The following is a 14,883-nucleotide window of genomic DNA, read 5'->3' as shown; positions in this document are numbered from 1 at the left end:
GGCAAAAGCCGCGCGCCGGTCCCGGCCCGTGCTTATTGGCAAGCATGGCTTTCTTGGCCACAATCGCGGCAAAAGACGCCGGGGACCGGCGGAAGGGGGCAGGTATGGGTGGTGACTACCGGATCGCGGCGCTTTGGATCGGGGGTGACCTCAGTTTTCTGGAACAGTTGTGCCTGAAATCCTTCGTCGATGCGGGCCATGCGGTGACGCTTTATTCCTATGAGCCGATCGGCAACGCGCCCGGAGGCGTCGACCTTGCCGATGCCCGTGACATCCTGCCGCAGAACGATTTCCTGCGCCACGGCCGCACCGGCAGCCCGGCGCTGCATTCCGACCTTTTCCGCTATCACCTTCTGGCCAAATGCGACCGCACGATCTGGGCCGATACCGATGCCTATTGCGTCAAACGGTTCGAGACGGAGACGGGGCATTTCTTCGCCTGGGAAAGCGACCACGGCGTCAATGGCGGTGTTCTTGGCCTGCCGCAGGACAGCGAGGCGCTGGGCAGGCTGCTTGAGTTCACCGCCGACGAATACGCGATCCCGCCCTGGTTCAGCGATGCCGCGCGGGCCGAGCTTGAGGCGAAGAAGGCGGCAGGCACCCCGGTTCATGCGGGCGAGATGCCCTGGGGCGTCTGGGGGCCCCATGCGCTGACCCATTTCCTGAAAGAGACGGGGGAGATCCGCCACGCCCTGCCGCGCGTCGCCCTTTACCCGGTTGCCTACAAGGACCGCCGGTTGTTGCTGCGCCCCGGCGTCGATGCGGCGGAGTTCGTGACCGAGGAGACATTTTCGATCCACTTCTACAACCGCCGCACCCGCGCCCGGCTGCTTGAGGTCTATGACGGCACGCCGCGCCCGCGCAGCATCATCGGAAAGCTCTTGCGCAAGCACGGGATCGACCCGGCGCTGGCCCCGATCCGGCGCACCGGCGCCGATGACCCCGATGAGGATGACGGGGACGACGGATGAGCGACCCGGCCCCCGCGCCCGCCGACAGCCGGGCGCTGATCGCGGCGCTGGGCGATATGCCGGTGGAACGTTTCGCCGATCTGTCGGGTGGTGGCCTCGACATCGCCATCGCGCTGGGCCTGCGCCACGATTGCACGATCTCGCTGGTCTCGCTCCTGCCGGATGGCAGCTTTGACGGCGCGGAGCGGGACTGGATCGCGCCCTACCGCGACAGCCTGCTTGCCGCCGGTATCCCGCCGGGGCGGATCGAGGTCGTCGTCGGTGACAGCGGCGTGAAGGCGTGGGACGTGATCGCAAACCTCGCGGGCTTTGGGCGGCTTTACAAGATCCGCCACCTCGGCCCGTTCCTGCCGCGCGCGCTGCATGCCGACAGCGTGATGCTGACCGAGATCCGCAAGGGCTCCGGCGCCTATCCGTTCCTGAACGGGTTGGGCCAGTGCGAGACGGTCGGCAAGATGCAGCGCGGCGGGGTGGAGATCGCCCGCGTCCTCTTCCGCCCCAGGGCGCCGGAACCTGCGGGGCCGGATGCCGACTGGGCGGCCTTGGCGCGGCAGTTGGCCGGGCCTGAGGGGTTCTTCCGCGAAGGCCAGGCGCATTCCTTCCTGTTCGTCCCGCGCAGCCCCGATGTGCTGGTCGTCAGCTTCGACAATCTCGACATTGCCATGACGAAGCGCAAGGAACGCCGCCCCTGGGGGTATGAGTTCATCGAGAAGCAGGGCTGGTCGATGCTGGGCGTGCTGGCGAATGGCTGGACCTGGTATCGCGACCCCTGGGTCTGGTCCGAATTCGACCGGCTGCGGGACGAGGGCTTCTTTGCCCGCTTCAAGCGTGTCGTCTTTTACGGCGCCTCGATGGGCGGCTATGCGGCCTGCGCCTTTGCGCCCGCCTGTCCGGGTGCGGATGTCGTGGCGATCAGCCCGCAATCGACGCTTGACCGCGCGCTTGTGCCCTGGGAAACGCGCTATCGCACCGCCTGGGGGTTCGACTATTCCGGCCCTTACGGTGACGCGGCCACGGTGTCCGCCGCCGCCGGGCGGGTGATGATCCTTTACGACCCCTACGCGCCCCTCGACGCCGCCCATGTCGCGCGTTTCACCGGCGCGAATGTCGACCGGCTGCGGGTGCCGCTGATGGGGCATCGGCTGGGCTCTGCGCTGCACCAGATGGGGGTCTTGAACCCGATCATCCTCGATGCGCTTGACGGCCGGTTGACGCCGCTGTCCTTCGCGCGGCGGCTGCGCGCCCGCCACGGCTTTCCCCGCTATCAGTGGGAGCTGTTCCAGCGCGCCCTCGACCGTGGCCGACCGGGCCTTGCCCGCAGGGTCGGGCGCTGGGTGCTGGGGCGCGGCGACCATCCGGCCATCCGCCGCGCGATGCGCGAGATGTGATCAGGCGCGGCGCAGCGTCGCGGTCAGAACCCCCATCCCGATCAGCGCACCGCCCCCCGCCCGCGACAGCCAAAGCCGCGTCGCGGGGTTGCGCATCCGCGCCCGCATCGCCGAGGCCAGTAGCGCATAGGCCAGCGCGTTGATCGCCGCCAGCGTCACGAAGGTCGCGATCAGTATCGCGAATTGCGGCATCAGCGGTGCCTCGGGGCGCAGGAATTGCGGAACGAAGGCGATGAAGAAGGCGATGGATTTGGGGTTCAGCGCGGTCACCGTGGCGGCATGGCCGAAAATCCGCCCCGCGGGCAGATCGGGCGGCGTACCGATCCCCAGCCCGCCCTCGGGCCTGCTGCGCAAAAGCTTGACCCCCAGCCAGACCAGATAGGCCGCCCCCGCCCATTTCAGCGCCATGAAGAGTTCCGCCGAGGTCATCACCAGCGCGCCGAGGCCCGCCAGAGACGCGCTCATCGCAACAAGATCGCCAAGCGCCACCCCGGCGGCGGTCGCGACGGCCACGCGCCGTCCCTGGCTGATCGCGTAGCTCAGCACCAGAAGGACCGTGGGGCCGGGGATCAGCAAAAGCGCGGTGGAGGCGGCGACGAAGGCCAGCCAAAGCTCGATGGACATGCGCGTCTCCCTTCAAGGTCGCCCAAAGTCAGCCACGCGCGGCCCGCGCTGTCAATCGCGATCGCGCCGCGCGGTGCGCGCGCCCACAAGCGGCGCCACGAGGATCACGAAGAAGACCCGCGTCAGGTGATGGGCGACGACAAAGCCCACATCGGCGCCGGCAACGATGGCGATCACCGCCATTTCCGCCTGACCGCCGGGCAGGAAGGACAGCAGGATGTCGATGAAGGGCGCGTCGGAGACCAGCGTCACGATCTCGATGAAGATCAGCGACAGAAGGGCGAGGAGCAGCGCGAAGATCAGCCCGGCACCGACGGAAACCCGCAGCTCCCGCCCGGTGATGCCGGAATATTTCGACCCGATGGCGATGCCGATGAAGAATTGCGCCGCCCAGACGATCTCGGCCGGGGGGCGGTGGTGGATCAACCCGGCAAGGCTCAGCCCGGCCGTCAGGATCATCGGGCCTAGGATCGCCGCGCCGAAGATGTGCAGCCGTTCGGCGATCTTCCAGCCAAGCGGCCCCGCGACCAGCATGATCGCCGTCTCCATCACCGGAATGTCGGCCAGCCGCAGCCCCGGCGGGCGGTTCAGGTCGGCGCCGTAAAGCGTGGTCATCAGGAAGGGCGCGACAGTCACGATGACCAGCACCCGCGTCGCGTGGATCAGGCTCATCGTGCGGACATTGCCGCCCGCCTCCTCGCCAAAAAGAAGCATGTCCTGAAGCCCGCCGGGCATCGCCGAATAGAAGGCGGTTGGCGGATCGAACCCCATCACCCGGCGCAGGAACGGATAGCCGATGCCGCCGATCACCACGACATAAAGCGGCACCAGCGCGATGGAGGCCCCGTGCGAGGGCAGCCCCGCCACGAAGTCCGGCGTCACCGTGGCCCCGATGGCCACGCCCAGATAACTCCGCATCGCGGTGCCAAAGCCGCCCATGTCGCGCATCCCCACCCCGGCCAGCGCCACCGCCAGACAGCCCAGCATCGGGCCAAGGAGAAGCGGCAAGGGCCAGCCGAACGCAAGGAACACCCCCGCGCCCGCAAGGGCCGCGGCGATGGCCGCAAGGCGCGGCCTATTGGCATTAAGTCGCATGTCGCAACGGGTCTTCCACCCTTGACCGGGTCCTCATGGCCCACCAGCATGGCACCAAGCTGACAGGAGCCTGACGTGACCGCGATACCGAAGACGATTGATGAGGTCGAGGGGCTGCTGGCCGGGCAGGACTATGTTTGCGGGCGGGCGCTGGCCACGGTGGTCTTCCTGGCTCTCAAACTCGGCCGCCCCTTGTTCCTCGAAGGGGAGGCGGGGGTGGGCAAGACCGAGATCGCCAAGGCCATCGCCGCGGGCCTTGGCCGCCGCCTGATCCGGCTGCAATGCTATGAGGGGCTCGATGCCGCCTCGGCGGTCTGCGACTGGAACTTCGCCGCCCAGATGATCGCGATCCGCACCGCCGAGGCCGGGGGCGGGGCCGACCGTGACGCGCTGACGGCGGAACTGTTCACCGAAGACTACCTGATCGAACGGCCGCTTTTGCAGGCGATGCGCCCGCAGCCGGGTGGCGCCCCGGTCCTGCTGATAGATGAATTGGACCGCACCGACGAACCGTTCGAGGCCTTCCTGCTCGAAGCGCTCTCCGACTTTCAGGTCACGATCCCGGAACTTGGCACCATCCGCGCCCCCGAACCGCCCATCGTCATCCTCACCTCCAACCGCACGCGCGAGGTGCATGACGCGCTCAAGCGGCGCTGCCTTTATCACTGGGTCGATTACCCCTCCTTCGCGCGCGAGATGGAGATCGTCCACGCCCGCGCGCCCGAAGCCACCGAAACGCTCAGCCGCGAGGTGGTGGCCTTCGTCCAGAAGCTTCGCACCGAGGATCTGTTCAAACGCCCCGGCGTGGCCGAAACGATCGACTGGGCCAAGTGCCTCCTCGCGCTCGACGTCGTCACCCTCTCGCCCGAGGTCATCGCCGACACGCTGGGCGCGATCCTGAAATATCAGGACGACATCCAGAAGATCGCGGGCGACCCGGCAAAGAAGCTGCTGGACGAGGTCCGCGCCGACCTTGCCCCCGCCCGATGAAGCCTGCCTCCTTTCACTGTGGCCGAAATACTCCGGGGGTGCGGGGGCGGCGCCCCCGCCGCGACAGCGATGGCTGAACACATCCCCCTCGACATCCCCGAGGACGGCAAGCTTGCCGCCAACATCACCCATTTCGCCCGCGCGCTCAGGAAAGCGGGGCTGAAACTCGGCCCCGGCCGGGTGATCGACGCGATCCGCGCGGTCGAGGCGGCGGGGTTTTCGGAAAAATCCGACTTCTACTGGGTGCTGCACGCCTGCTTCGTGTCCCGGCCCGAGGATCGCACCGTCTTTCATCAGGTCTTCCGCCTCTACTGGCGCGATCCGCGCTATCTGGAACACATGATGGCGATGATGCTGCCCGCGGTGCGCGGCGTGCAGGAGGATCGCCCGGCGGGTTCGGCCGAAAAACGCGCGGCCGAGGCGCTGCTGGACGGGGTGGACCGCGACCTGCCGGAAACCGGCGAGGAGGGTGGTGAGGAGGTGGAGATCGAGGCCGACGCCAGTGCCACCATCTCCGCCGAGGAACGGCTGAAGACGCTCGATTTCGAACAGATGTCGGTCGCGGAGGTGGCGGCGGCGAAACGCATGATCGCGCGGCTGGCGCTGCCCGTGCGGCCGCTCGCGTCGCGCCGGACGAAGACCGATCCGCGCGGCCGGATTGCCGACTGGCGCGGCACCATGCGGGCGGCGATGCGGCGCGGGGGCGAGGTTCACGACCTTGCCGCGCGGAGCCGCCGCAGGCGCTGGCCGAACCTTGTCGTGCTTTGCGACATCTCCGGGTCGATGTCGCAGTATAGCCGCATGGTGCTGCATTTCCTCCATGCCGTCGCCAACCAGAAGGGTGCGGGCTGGGCCAGGGTCCATGCCTTCACCTTCGGCACGCGGCTGACCAATATCACCCGGCACCTCGCCCAACGCGACGTCGACGCCGCCCTTGCCGCCGCCGGGGCCGAGGCGCAGGACTGGGAGGGCGGCACAAGGATCGGTGCCTGCCTGCATGCCTTCAACCGCGACTGGTCGCGCCGGGTGATGGGGCAGGGGGCGGTGGTGCTCCTGATCACCGACGGGCTGGACCGCGACCCGGCCCATGACCTTGGCCGCGAGATGGAGCGGCTGCACCTTTCCGCCCGCCGCCTGATCTGGATCAACCCGCTTCTGCGCTGGGACGGTTTCGTGCCGAAGGCGCGCGGCATTGCCGCCATGTTGCCCCATGTCGACAGTTTCCGCGCCGGTCATTCCATCGCCTCGCTCGAAGCGCTGGCCGAGGCCATCGGTCAGGCCCGCGACGCGGGCGAGAAGGACCGCCTGATGCGGCTGATCTCCGCCGCCTGAGGGGCGCGGATATCGCATAACAGGCGGTTTTCTCCCTAGATTCGGAACCTGACGCCCCCCTCATCCGTTGGGGGGCGACGCCATACGAGCGAGTCCTTTTGAAGGAGAGTAGGATGCTGAACCGCCTGAAGACCTCGACCGCCCTGATCGCGAGCCTGTCGCTGCTGGCGCCCGGCCCGATCTATGCGCAGGACACCACCGAGCCCGCGCCGGAGGTGCCGATGGTCTGCGCCGACGGCAGCGATCAGCCCTGTCCCGAAGGCGTGCCGCTGGTCCCCGCGCCCGATGCGGTGATGCCCGAGGAGATGGCCCCCGCCGAAGAGGTGGCCCCGGTTGAGGCGGCGCCTGATGCAGCCCCCGAGGCCCCGGCGGAAACCGCCCCTGAGGCCGCGCCGGTGGAGGAACCGGCCCCGGCGGAGGAAAGCACTGTTGACCCGGCCCCGGCTGAGGACCCGGCCCCGGCCGAGGCGACTGAGGCCGCCCCCGTGACCGAGGAACCCGCGCCCGAGACGGCGCCCGAGACGGCGACGGAGGCCGCGCCGGAAACCTCGCCGACACCCGAACCGGCACCGGAGACGGTGACGGAGACGGCCCCGGCCGAAGAACCGGCCGCGACCGAGGCCACCACCGAACCCGCCCCGGTCGAAGACCCCGCCGCGACCGACCAACCGGCCGAGGCGCAGGCTGCCGAACCGGCCGACACCGCCACCGACCCGGCCCCCGCCGAAACGGTTGCGCAAGAGCCCGTGCCGGAGCTTCCGGTCCAGCCCGACGCGGCCTCGGGTGAGGCGCCGGTGGCCGCTGCCGCCTCGGCCGATGCCACGGCGGAGGCGCCCGCCGGTGCGGAGGTCACCGAAGAGGTCGTGACCGAAGACACCGCGCGCTCCTCCAGCGAGGATTTCGCCAACAAGGTCAATGAAACCGCCGCGGATATCGCGCAAGAGACCACCGCCGGTCAGACCGCCGCCGCGCCCGCGAAGAAGGACAAGGGCCTGTCGGACGGCGAAAAGGCGATCCTTCTCGGCCTTGGCGCCGTGGCCGTCGGCGCGATGCTGTCGAACAACCGCAAGGTGGAGCTGAACTCTGGCGACCGGGTGGTGCTGGAACGCCCGGACGGGTCCTACCAGATCATCAAGGACGACAACGCGCTTCTGCGTCAGCCGGGATCGACCGTGCGGACGGAGCGTTTCGACGACGGCTCTACCCGCACCACGGTGACGCGCGCCGACGACTCGCGCATCGTCACCATCCGCGATGCCGAATACCGCGTGTTGCGCCGCATCCATGTGGCGCCGGACGGGACGCAGACGATGCTCTTCGACGATACGGTCGCCGCGGCGCCGGTCGATGTCACCCGCCTGCCGCCGCCCGCGCCCGAGGTTGAGGTCAGCGCATCCGCCGACGAAGAGGCGCTGCGCCGGGCGCTGGCGCGTGAAAGCGCCTTTGACCGCCACTTCTCGCTGGCCCAGATCCGCGACATCCAGCAGGTTCGCGCGCTGGTGCCGGTGATCGACCTCAACGCCATCACGTTCGAGACCGGCTCGGCCGCGATCCGCCCCGATCAGGCCCCGGCGCTGAGCCGTCTTGGCAACCTGATGAAAAGCTATATCGACGCCAACCCGCGTGAGGTCTTCCTGATCGAGGGGCATACCGACGCCGTGGGCTCGGCGGCCTATAACCTTGCCCTGTCGGACCGGCGCGCGGAATCGGTGGCGCTGGCGATGACCGAATATTTCGCCGTGCCGCCGGAAAACATGGTGGTGCAGGGCTATGGCGAGGAATTCCTGAAGGTGCAGACCGACGCGGCCGAGCAGATGAACCGCCGCGCCAGCGTGCGCCGTATCACCGATCTCCTGCGCCAGGCCGCCAACTGACCCTTGCGCAGGTTCCGGGTCGCGCGGTGTCCTGCGCGACCCGATCATGGGGCGGCCTTGTAACGGAGCCGCCCCATGAGCCTTTTCTACGAACCGATCCCCACCGCCCTTGTCGCCGCCTTGCGCGCTGGAGGCCCGGACGCCAACGGCCAGCCACCCGAACGCGGCGCCATTGCCAGCGGGTCGGGCGAACCCTGCCGCCATTGCCTGCAAAACACGCCCGCCGGACAGGAATACCTGATCCTTGCCCACCGCCCCTTTCCGGCCCCGCAGCCCTATGCCGAAACCGGGCCGATCTTCCTGTGTGCCGGAGAGTGCGAGGCCTGGGGCGGTCAGGGGATGCCGCCGATCCTGACCACCAGCCCGGACTATCTGCTGAAGGGATATTCCCACGGCCACCGGATCGTCTATGGCAGCGGGAGGATCGTTCCGAAGGAGGGGGTTGAGCGCTATGCTGCCACCCTTCTGGCCGATCCGCGCATCGCCTATGTGGATGTCCGTTCCGCCCGCAACAACTGCTTCCAGCTTCGCATCCGCGCCGCGCGGCCGGTCCTGCGCGGCTGACATTTAAGACCTTTGGCCTCTTGCGGCGCCCAGCGGGCGGGATCATGTTGACCCACGGAGGACCCAGACATGACCCGCCCCGATCACGACCGCATCCCGGAAGTCGCCCTCGACTGGCACCGTGCCGGCAAGGGCGCGGCCCTTGCCACGGTGATCGAGACCTGGGGGTCGGCCCCCCGGCCGGTCGGCAGCCAGCTGGTCGTCTCCGGCGCGGGGGAGATGATGGGGTCCGTCTCCGGCGGCTGCGTCGAGGGCGCGGTGGTGGAAGAGGCGCAGGCGGCGCTGGCGGACGGCCAACCGCGTCTCCTGACCTATGGCGTCTCCGATCAGGATGCCTTCGCCGTGGGGCTGGCCTGCGGCGGCACGATCCGGGTGCTGGTCGAGCCCGTGGGCGCGGCGATGCCGGAGGACATGCTTGCCGCCATCGTCACGGCGCGCGAGGGGCGGGTGGCGCTGGCCTATGCGGTCGATCTGGAAAGCTGGCAACGGTCGCTTTCCGCCTCCGACGGGCCGCATCGCGACCGCTTCCGGTCCGACAAGTCGGGCGTGGACGACAGCCTGTTCGTGGCCATCCACAACCCGCCTTTGCGTCTTGTCATCGTCGGCGCGGTCCACATCGCGCAGGCCCTGGTCGGCATGGCGCGCAGTTGCGGCTATGACCCCCTGCTGATCGACCCGCGTGAGGCTTTCGGGTCAGAGGCGCGGTTCACGGGTGAGGTCATCAGCCATGACTGGCCGGATGAGGCGATGGCGGCCATCGGCATCGACGCGCGCACGGCGGTGGTGACGCTGACCCATGACCCGAAGCTGGACGATCCGGCGATCCAGACGGCGCTGCGGTCGGACTGCTTCTACCTCGGCTGCCTCGGATCGACCCGGACCCATGCCAAGCGCGTCGCGCGGCTGGAAGAGGCCGGGTTCACGGCCAGCGAGATCGCAAAGATCCACGCCCCCGTGGGTCTGAACATCGGCGCGAAAAGCCCCGCGGAGATCGCGCTGTCGATCATGGCCGAGATCACGCAGGTGTTGAGGCAGGGCTGATGTGGTTCGGCGCGCTTCCCGTGGATCAGGCCGAAGGCGCGGTGCTGGCGCATTCGGTGCAGCTTGGGCCGCGAAAGATGCCGAAGGGCCGGGTGCTGACGGTGGCCGATCTGGCCGAGATCGCGGGCGCCGGGATCGCCACGGTGACGGTGGCGCGGCTCGACCCCGGCGATGTGGGGGAGGATGAGGCAGCGACACGTCTGGCGGCCGCCATCGTCCCCGACCCGGCGGCGGCGCATCTGCGCCTGACGCGGGCCGAGAAGGGGCGGGTGAATCTCTACGCGCTGGGGCCGGGGGTGGTGGAGCTTGACCCGTCCAGGGTCATGGCGCTGAACCGCGCCGACCCGTCGCTGACGCTGGCGGTGGTCGCGCCCTTTGCCCGCGTGGCGGAAGGGACGCTGGTCGGCACCGTCAAGGTCATCAGCTATGCCATTGCGGGCGCGGCGCTGGACCGCGCCTTGCCGGGTGCTGCGGGCGCGGTGCGGGTGCGCCCGGTGGTCCGGCGGTCGGCGGGGCTGGTGCTGACCGAGGCGCCCGGCGTGACAAAGGACCTTGGCGCCAAGGCCGAGGCCGCCGTCAGGACCCGGCTGACCCAGTTGGGGATGGATCTGGCCGAGACGGTCAGCGTCCCCCATGACGCGGGCGAGATCGCGGCGGCGCTGGCCCGGCTGAGGGGGGAGATCGCGCTGATCCTGACCGGGGCCGCAACATCGGACAGCCATGACGTCGCCCCCGAAGGGGTGCGGCAGGCGGGCGGTACGGTCACCCGGTTCGGGCTGCCGGTCGATCCGGGAAACCTGTTGTTCTACGGCGCGCTGGGGAACCGGCCGGTGATCGGCCTGCCGGGCTGCGCCCGTTCGCCCGCGCTGAACGGGGCGGATTTCGTGCTGGAACGGATCGCCTGCGGGATCGTGCCGGATGAAGAGGCGATCGCGGCGATGGGCATCGGCGGGCTTCTGAAGGAAATCCCGACCCGTCCGCAGCCGAGGGAGAAGCGTTAAAGCGTTTCGGGTTTGGGTTGAGAGCGTAAGTATCAGAATTCGAAAGAAATAAGTTCGAGTTCTGATTTAGCGTAAACCCGAAATGCTCTGGGACAGCCCCGCGAAAAGCCCCGCGATCCGCGCGGCCTCTGATTCCGTCCCGTAAGGTGCGTTCAGGATGAACATCCCGCTGCCGGTCATGCCATGCCCTTCGCGCGCGGGGGGAAAGCGGACCTCGCTTGTCACCGCCTTCGGGAAACCCGCCGCCTGAAGTGCCGCGACCATGGGGCGATGCGCGCCCGTGGCAAGGATCGGATACCAAAGCGCGATGACGCCCACGTTCCACTTCGCATGGACCTTGGCGATCAGCGGCGGCAGGGCGGCGTAATCCGCCTTTACCTCATAGCTCGGGTCGATCAGCATCAGCCCCCGGCGCGGGTCGGGTGGCGTGGCAGACAGCGCGAGGTGCAGCCCGTCCTCTTGTCGGCAGGTGGCGCCATAAGGGGCCATGGTGGCGCTGAGCGCGGCAAATTCACGCGGGTGCAACTCGGCCAGCGTGATCCGGTCGCCGGGGCGCAGCATCCCTGCCGCGATCAGGGGAGAGCCGGGATAGGCATCGCGCCCGTAGCGGTCCCGCACCCCCGCCAGCACGCGGCGATAGGGGTGGTCCGCCTCCAGCCGGTCGGCCAGCCGCAGCACGCCTGCCGCCGCTTCACCCGTCTTCACCGCCTCGGGCGCGGTCAGGTCGTAAAGCCCGCGCCCGGCATGGGTTTCAATATAGGAAAGCGGCTTGTCCTTGGCGGTCATGTAGCCAAGCATCGCCGCCAGAAGCGCGTGCTTGTGCAGGTCGGCCATGTTCCCGGCGTGATAGATATGCTGGTAGGACAGCATCGGCGCATCCCCGAAATGAAAAGGCCCTCCCGCCGGGGAGGGCCGTTGTCCGGCAGGATCGCCCGCTTACCGCGGGCCGATCATCATCACCATCTGGCGGCCTTCGAGCTTTGGCATGTTCTCGATCTTGCCGATCTCCTCGACATCCGCCGCGACCCGTTTCAGAAGGTCGAGGCCAAGCTCCTGGTGGGCCATCTCGCGGCCGCGGAAGCGCAGGGTGACCTTCACCTTGTCGCCTTCCTCAAGGAACTTCTTCACCGAGCGCATCTTGACGTCATAGTCATGGGTGTCGGTGCCGGGGCGGAACTTGATTTCCTTGATCTCGATGATCTTCTGCTTCTTGCGCGCCTCGGCCTCTTTCTTCTGCTGTTCGTACTTGAACTTGCCGAAGTCCATGATCTTGCAGACCGGCGGCACCGCGTTGGGCGAGATCTCGACCAGATCAAGCCCGGCCTCTTCGGCCATCTGCATCGCGCGCGCGGGGGTTACCACGCCGACATTCTCCCCCTCGGCGCCGATGAGCCGGATTTCGGGGGCGCGGATACGGTCGTTCACACGGGGGCCGGTATCGCGGGTCGGGGGTGCGTTGTGGGGTCTGCGGGCTATGGTGTCGTTCCTTCTATGGTGGGCGGCAAAGTGCCGGCGCAAAACTAGTCGCGCCGGTGCGCTGATTCAAGCCGGTTTCCGCGTGCTTTTCGACGGAACCTTTTCATTTCCCGCGCGTTCTGCCATCAGGCGGACCGGAATGGTTCTCCTTACGGTAGAGGGAAAGAAATGAACAGAAATCTGGTGATCGCACTGATCGTGGTCGTTCTGGCCGGTGGTGGGTACTGGTACTACACCAACCAGCAACAGGCGGCCGAGCAGGCCGCGATGGCGCAGAAGGCCGCCGAGGATGCGGCCGCTGCGGCCAAGGCCGCCGAGGAGGAAGCAGCCGCCAAGGCCGCAGCCGAGGCCAAGGCCGCCGAGGAAGCCGCCGCGAAGGCCGCCTCTGACGCTGCCGCCGCGGCGACGGATGCGGCCAGCGACGCCGCCAATGCCGTCGGCGACGCTGTCAATGCCGCCGGTCAGGCTGCGTCGGACGCGACCGCTGCCGCGACGGATGCGGCCTCGGACGCTGCCGCTGCGACCAGCGAGGCGGTCGGCGACGCCGCCACCGCCGCCGGTGAGGCCGCCGACAGCGCCATGGAGGCCGCGGGCGATGCGGCGGATGCCGCAGGGACCATGGCCAGCGACGCGGCCGATTCCGTCGCCGCCGCCCTCGATCCGGCCACCTTCGACATGACCACGGTCGAAACCGCCATCGACAACTCGACCCTTGCCGAAGACACCAAGGCGACGCTGAAAGCGACGGTCGAGGCCGCCAAGGACAGCCCCGAGGCGCTGGCCGCAGCACTTCAGCAGGTCAAGGCCGCGCTGGGCATGTAAACCGGGCCGCGAGGTCCAGAGACGAAAGAACGCCGCGCTTTCGGGCGCGGCGTTTTCGTGTTTCAGCAGTCGGGCGGGGCCGCTGTCCGTGCGTGATGCGCCATGACCAACGCGCGCCACCCCTCGATTTCGGTCGCGAACCCGTCATCCGTCATCGCGGCGACGATATCCGCGCCCGCCCGGGTCAGGGGGTGGTAACGATAGGCGACCCGCACCCCTGTGCCACCCGGTGCCGGGTGGCACCTGACATCGACAAGAACGCTGTGCAGCGCGGGCGTTACACGCAGGTAGCGGGCATGGTGGCGGTCGCGGTCGAAGGTAAGACAGGACCAGATCGTGCGCGCCTCGCCCGTCCCGGTTTCAAAGACCATCCCGGCGCAGGTCGCGCCACTTTCGGGCCAGACATAGCGCGGCGACCAGCCCGGGACCCAGGCCTCCTCTCCCCTCGGGGTGAAATAGGGCAGGGCCTGATCCGGCGGGAGGGGCAGGGGGAAGTCATGCGCGAATTCACGCATCGGGCTGCTCGGCGTGAAGGTGGCTCTCGGCCGCCGTCCAGTCGAGGCCGTAGATGCCGCGCAGCTGGTCGATCACGGCGCGGGTTTCCGGCACAAATGGGTCCTTACCCTCGAACGCATGCAGCACGATCCCTTCGACCAGATCGCCAAGGCTCATGTCCTTGTATTCGGCAAGTCCTTTCAGGACCTTGAGAACCGGAACCGCGATGCGGAGGCCAGTCTGGGTTCGGGGGTGTGATTCTGTTACCATGGTAACTAGATAGCATTCTGATGCAGTAAAGCAAATGAAAAGGGCCGCCCGGCTGGGCGGCCCTTTTTCCTGTCCGAGTGGGTGTCGCCTCAGATCCCGTCGCCGACAAAGGCCTTTTCCACCACATATTCCTGCGGCTCGGAATTCGCGCCCTCGCGCAGGCCGAAGCTTTCCAGAACCGCCTTCACATCGTGGTTGAAGGCCAGCGAACCGCAGACCATGGCGCGGTCATGGTCCTGATCCATCGGGTGAATGCCGAGGTCTTCGAAGACCTTGCCCGAACTGAGGTTGTCGGTGATCCGGCCCATATGGTGAAACTCTTCCCGCGTCGTCGTGGGGTAGTATTTCAGCTTGTCGCCGACGAATTCGCCGATCAGCGGGTCGTCGCGCAGGCCTTCGACCAGTTGGCGGCCGTATTCGAGTTCGGCCACCGTCCGGCAGGTGTGCATCATCACGACCTGCTCGTATTTCTCATAGGTTTCCGGGTCGCGCATCAGGGACGCGAAGGGCGCGATGCCGGTGCCGGTCGCCAGGAACCAGATCCGCTTGCCGGGCAGAAGCGCGTCAAGGACCAGCGTCCCCACCGGCTTTGGCCTGAGGATGATCTGGTCGCCCGGTTCGATATGCTGAAGCTTCGAGGTCAGCGGGCCGTCCGGCACCTTGATCGAATAGAATTCAAGCTCCTCATCCCAGGAGGGTGAGGCGATGGAATAGGCCCGCAGGAGCGGCTTGCCGCGTTCGTCGAGCAGCCCGATCATCACGAACTCGCCCGAGCGGAAGCGCAGGGTCTGCGGCCTCGACACGCGGAAGGAAAACAGCCGGTCGGTCCAGTGGTGGACCGAGGTGACGGTCTGCGCATCGGGCAGGGTCCGAACGGGTTTGGCGGGTGCGTCGTTCACGGCGGTCAGGTCGTCCATATCTCTACTCGGGCGCGCTTTGC

16 protein-coding genes are annotated in these 14,883 nt (G+C 68.1%); 9 read left to right on the top strand and 7 right to left on the bottom strand.

What is annotated here, in order from left to right; all coding sequences use genetic code 11:
- Positions 1 to 104: 104 nt before the first annotated feature.
- Positions 105 to 971, top strand: a complete 867-nt coding sequence (locus LX70_RS03490) for a hypothetical protein (RefSeq protein ID WP_105513117.1) — start codon at positions 105 to 107, stop codon at positions 969 to 971.
- Positions 968 to 2,359, top strand: a complete 1,392-nt coding sequence (locus LX70_RS03485) for a hypothetical protein (RefSeq protein ID WP_245884916.1) — start codon at positions 968 to 970, stop codon at positions 2,357 to 2,359. Before LX70_RS03490 ends, LX70_RS03485 begins: the two co-directional genes overlap by 4 nt.
- Here LX70_RS03485 and LX70_RS03480 read toward each other — a convergent pair whose 3' ends face one another.
- Both LX70_RS03480 and LX70_RS03475 read right to left on the bottom strand, forming a co-directional pair.
- Entirely contained in the window at positions 2,360 to 2,983 is a 624-nt protein-coding gene (locus tag LX70_RS03480) for a LysE family translocator (protein ID WP_105513116.1), read from the bottom strand.
- A 51-nt stretch (positions 2,984 to 3,034) separates the two neighbouring features.
- Positions 3,035 to 4,078: an AbrB family transcriptional regulator gene (locus LX70_RS03475; RefSeq protein ID WP_105513115.1), complete on the bottom strand. Its 1,044-nt coding sequence runs from the start codon at positions 4,076 to 4,078 to the stop codon at positions 3,035 to 3,037.
- Positions 4,079 to 4,153: 75 nt separating this feature from the next.
- Between LX70_RS03475 and LX70_RS03470 the strand changes: the two genes are divergently transcribed.
- The 6 genes from LX70_RS03470 (at position 4,154) to LX70_RS03445 (ending at position 10,880) form a co-directional block, all read left to right on the top strand.
- Positions 4,154 to 5,068: an AAA family ATPase gene (locus LX70_RS03470; protein ID WP_105513114.1), complete on the top strand. Its 915-nt coding sequence runs from the start codon at positions 4,154 to 4,156 to the stop codon at positions 5,066 to 5,068.
- Between the two features lie 69 nt (positions 5,069 to 5,137).
- Positions 5,138 to 6,400 (top strand): vWA domain-containing protein, encoded by a 1,263-nt coding sequence (locus tag LX70_RS03465; protein WP_105513113.1) that lies wholly within the window; start codon positions 5,138 to 5,140, stop codon positions 6,398 to 6,400.
- A gap of 113 nt (positions 6,401 to 6,513) precedes the next feature.
- Positions 6,514 to 8,274: an OmpA family protein gene (locus LX70_RS21015; RefSeq protein ID WP_105513112.1), complete on the top strand. Its 1,761-nt coding sequence runs from the start codon at positions 6,514 to 6,516 to the stop codon at positions 8,272 to 8,274.
- A 75-nt stretch (positions 8,275 to 8,349) separates the two neighbouring features.
- Positions 8,350 to 8,838, top strand: a complete 489-nt coding sequence (locus LX70_RS03455) for a DUF1203 domain-containing protein (protein ID WP_105513111.1) — start codon at positions 8,350 to 8,352, stop codon at positions 8,836 to 8,838.
- A gap of 69 nt (positions 8,839 to 8,907) precedes the next feature.
- Entirely contained in the window at positions 8,908 to 9,879 is a 972-nt protein-coding gene (locus LX70_RS03450; protein ID WP_105513110.1) for an XdhC family protein, read from the top strand.
- On the top strand, positions 9,879 to 10,880 hold the full coding sequence (locus LX70_RS03445) for a molybdopterin-binding protein (protein WP_105513109.1): 1,002 nt from the start codon (positions 9,879 to 9,881) through the stop codon (positions 10,878 to 10,880). Before LX70_RS03450 ends, LX70_RS03445 begins: the two co-directional genes overlap by 1 nt.
- Positions 10,881 to 10,946: 66 nt before the next feature.
- Here LX70_RS03445 and LX70_RS03440 read toward each other — a convergent pair whose 3' ends face one another.
- Both LX70_RS03440 and infC read right to left on the bottom strand, forming a co-directional pair.
- Entirely contained in the window at positions 10,947 to 11,750 is an 804-nt protein-coding gene (locus LX70_RS03440) for a 23S rRNA (adenine(2030)-N(6))-methyltransferase RlmJ (protein WP_105513108.1), read from the bottom strand.
- 66 nt (positions 11,751 to 11,816) lie between these two features.
- The gene (gene infC / locus LX70_RS03435) at positions 11,817 to 12,305 is read right to left on the bottom strand and encodes a translation initiation factor IF-3 (RefSeq protein ID WP_245884914.1); all 489 of its coding nucleotides are present in this window, start codon (positions 12,303 to 12,305) and stop codon (positions 11,817 to 11,819) included.
- 219 nt (positions 12,306 to 12,524) lie between these two features.
- Between infC and LX70_RS20635 the strand changes: the two genes are divergently transcribed.
- Positions 12,525 to 13,178 carry a hypothetical protein gene (locus tag LX70_RS20635; protein ID WP_170076104.1) on the top strand — a complete coding sequence of 218 codons (654 nt, stop codon included), beginning with the start codon at positions 12,525 to 12,527 and terminating at the stop codon, positions 13,176 to 13,178.
- A gap of 62 nt (positions 13,179 to 13,240) precedes the next feature.
- Here LX70_RS20635 and LX70_RS03420 read toward each other — a convergent pair whose 3' ends face one another.
- From LX70_RS03420 to LX70_RS03410, 3 genes are all read right to left on the bottom strand, one after another.
- A complete protein-coding gene (locus tag LX70_RS03420) occupies positions 13,241 to 13,693 on the bottom strand; it encodes an SRPBCC family protein (RefSeq protein WP_105513105.1) in 453 nt (150 codons plus the stop codon).
- A complete protein-coding gene (locus tag LX70_RS03415; protein ID WP_105513104.1) occupies positions 13,686 to 13,943 on the bottom strand; it encodes a hypothetical protein in 258 nt (85 codons plus the stop codon). The genes LX70_RS03420 and LX70_RS03415 overlap by 8 nt, the downstream gene beginning before the upstream one ends.
- Positions 13,944 to 14,032: 89 nt before the next feature.
- Positions 14,033 to 14,860, bottom strand: coding sequence for a ferredoxin--NADP reductase (locus LX70_RS03410; RefSeq protein ID WP_105513103.1), 828 nt, complete (start codon positions 14,858 to 14,860; stop codon positions 14,033 to 14,035).
- Between the last annotated feature and the right edge of the window lie 23 nt (positions 14,861 to 14,883).

Origin of the sequence: Albidovulum denitrificans (genome assembly GCF_002973535.1) — a bacterium.
GTDB lineage: Bacteria > Pseudomonadota > Alphaproteobacteria > Rhodobacterales > Rhodobacteraceae > Albidovulum > Albidovulum denitrificans.
Note: the sequence above shows the minus strand (reverse complement) of the source record. Positions and strands in the feature narration are given on the sequence as shown.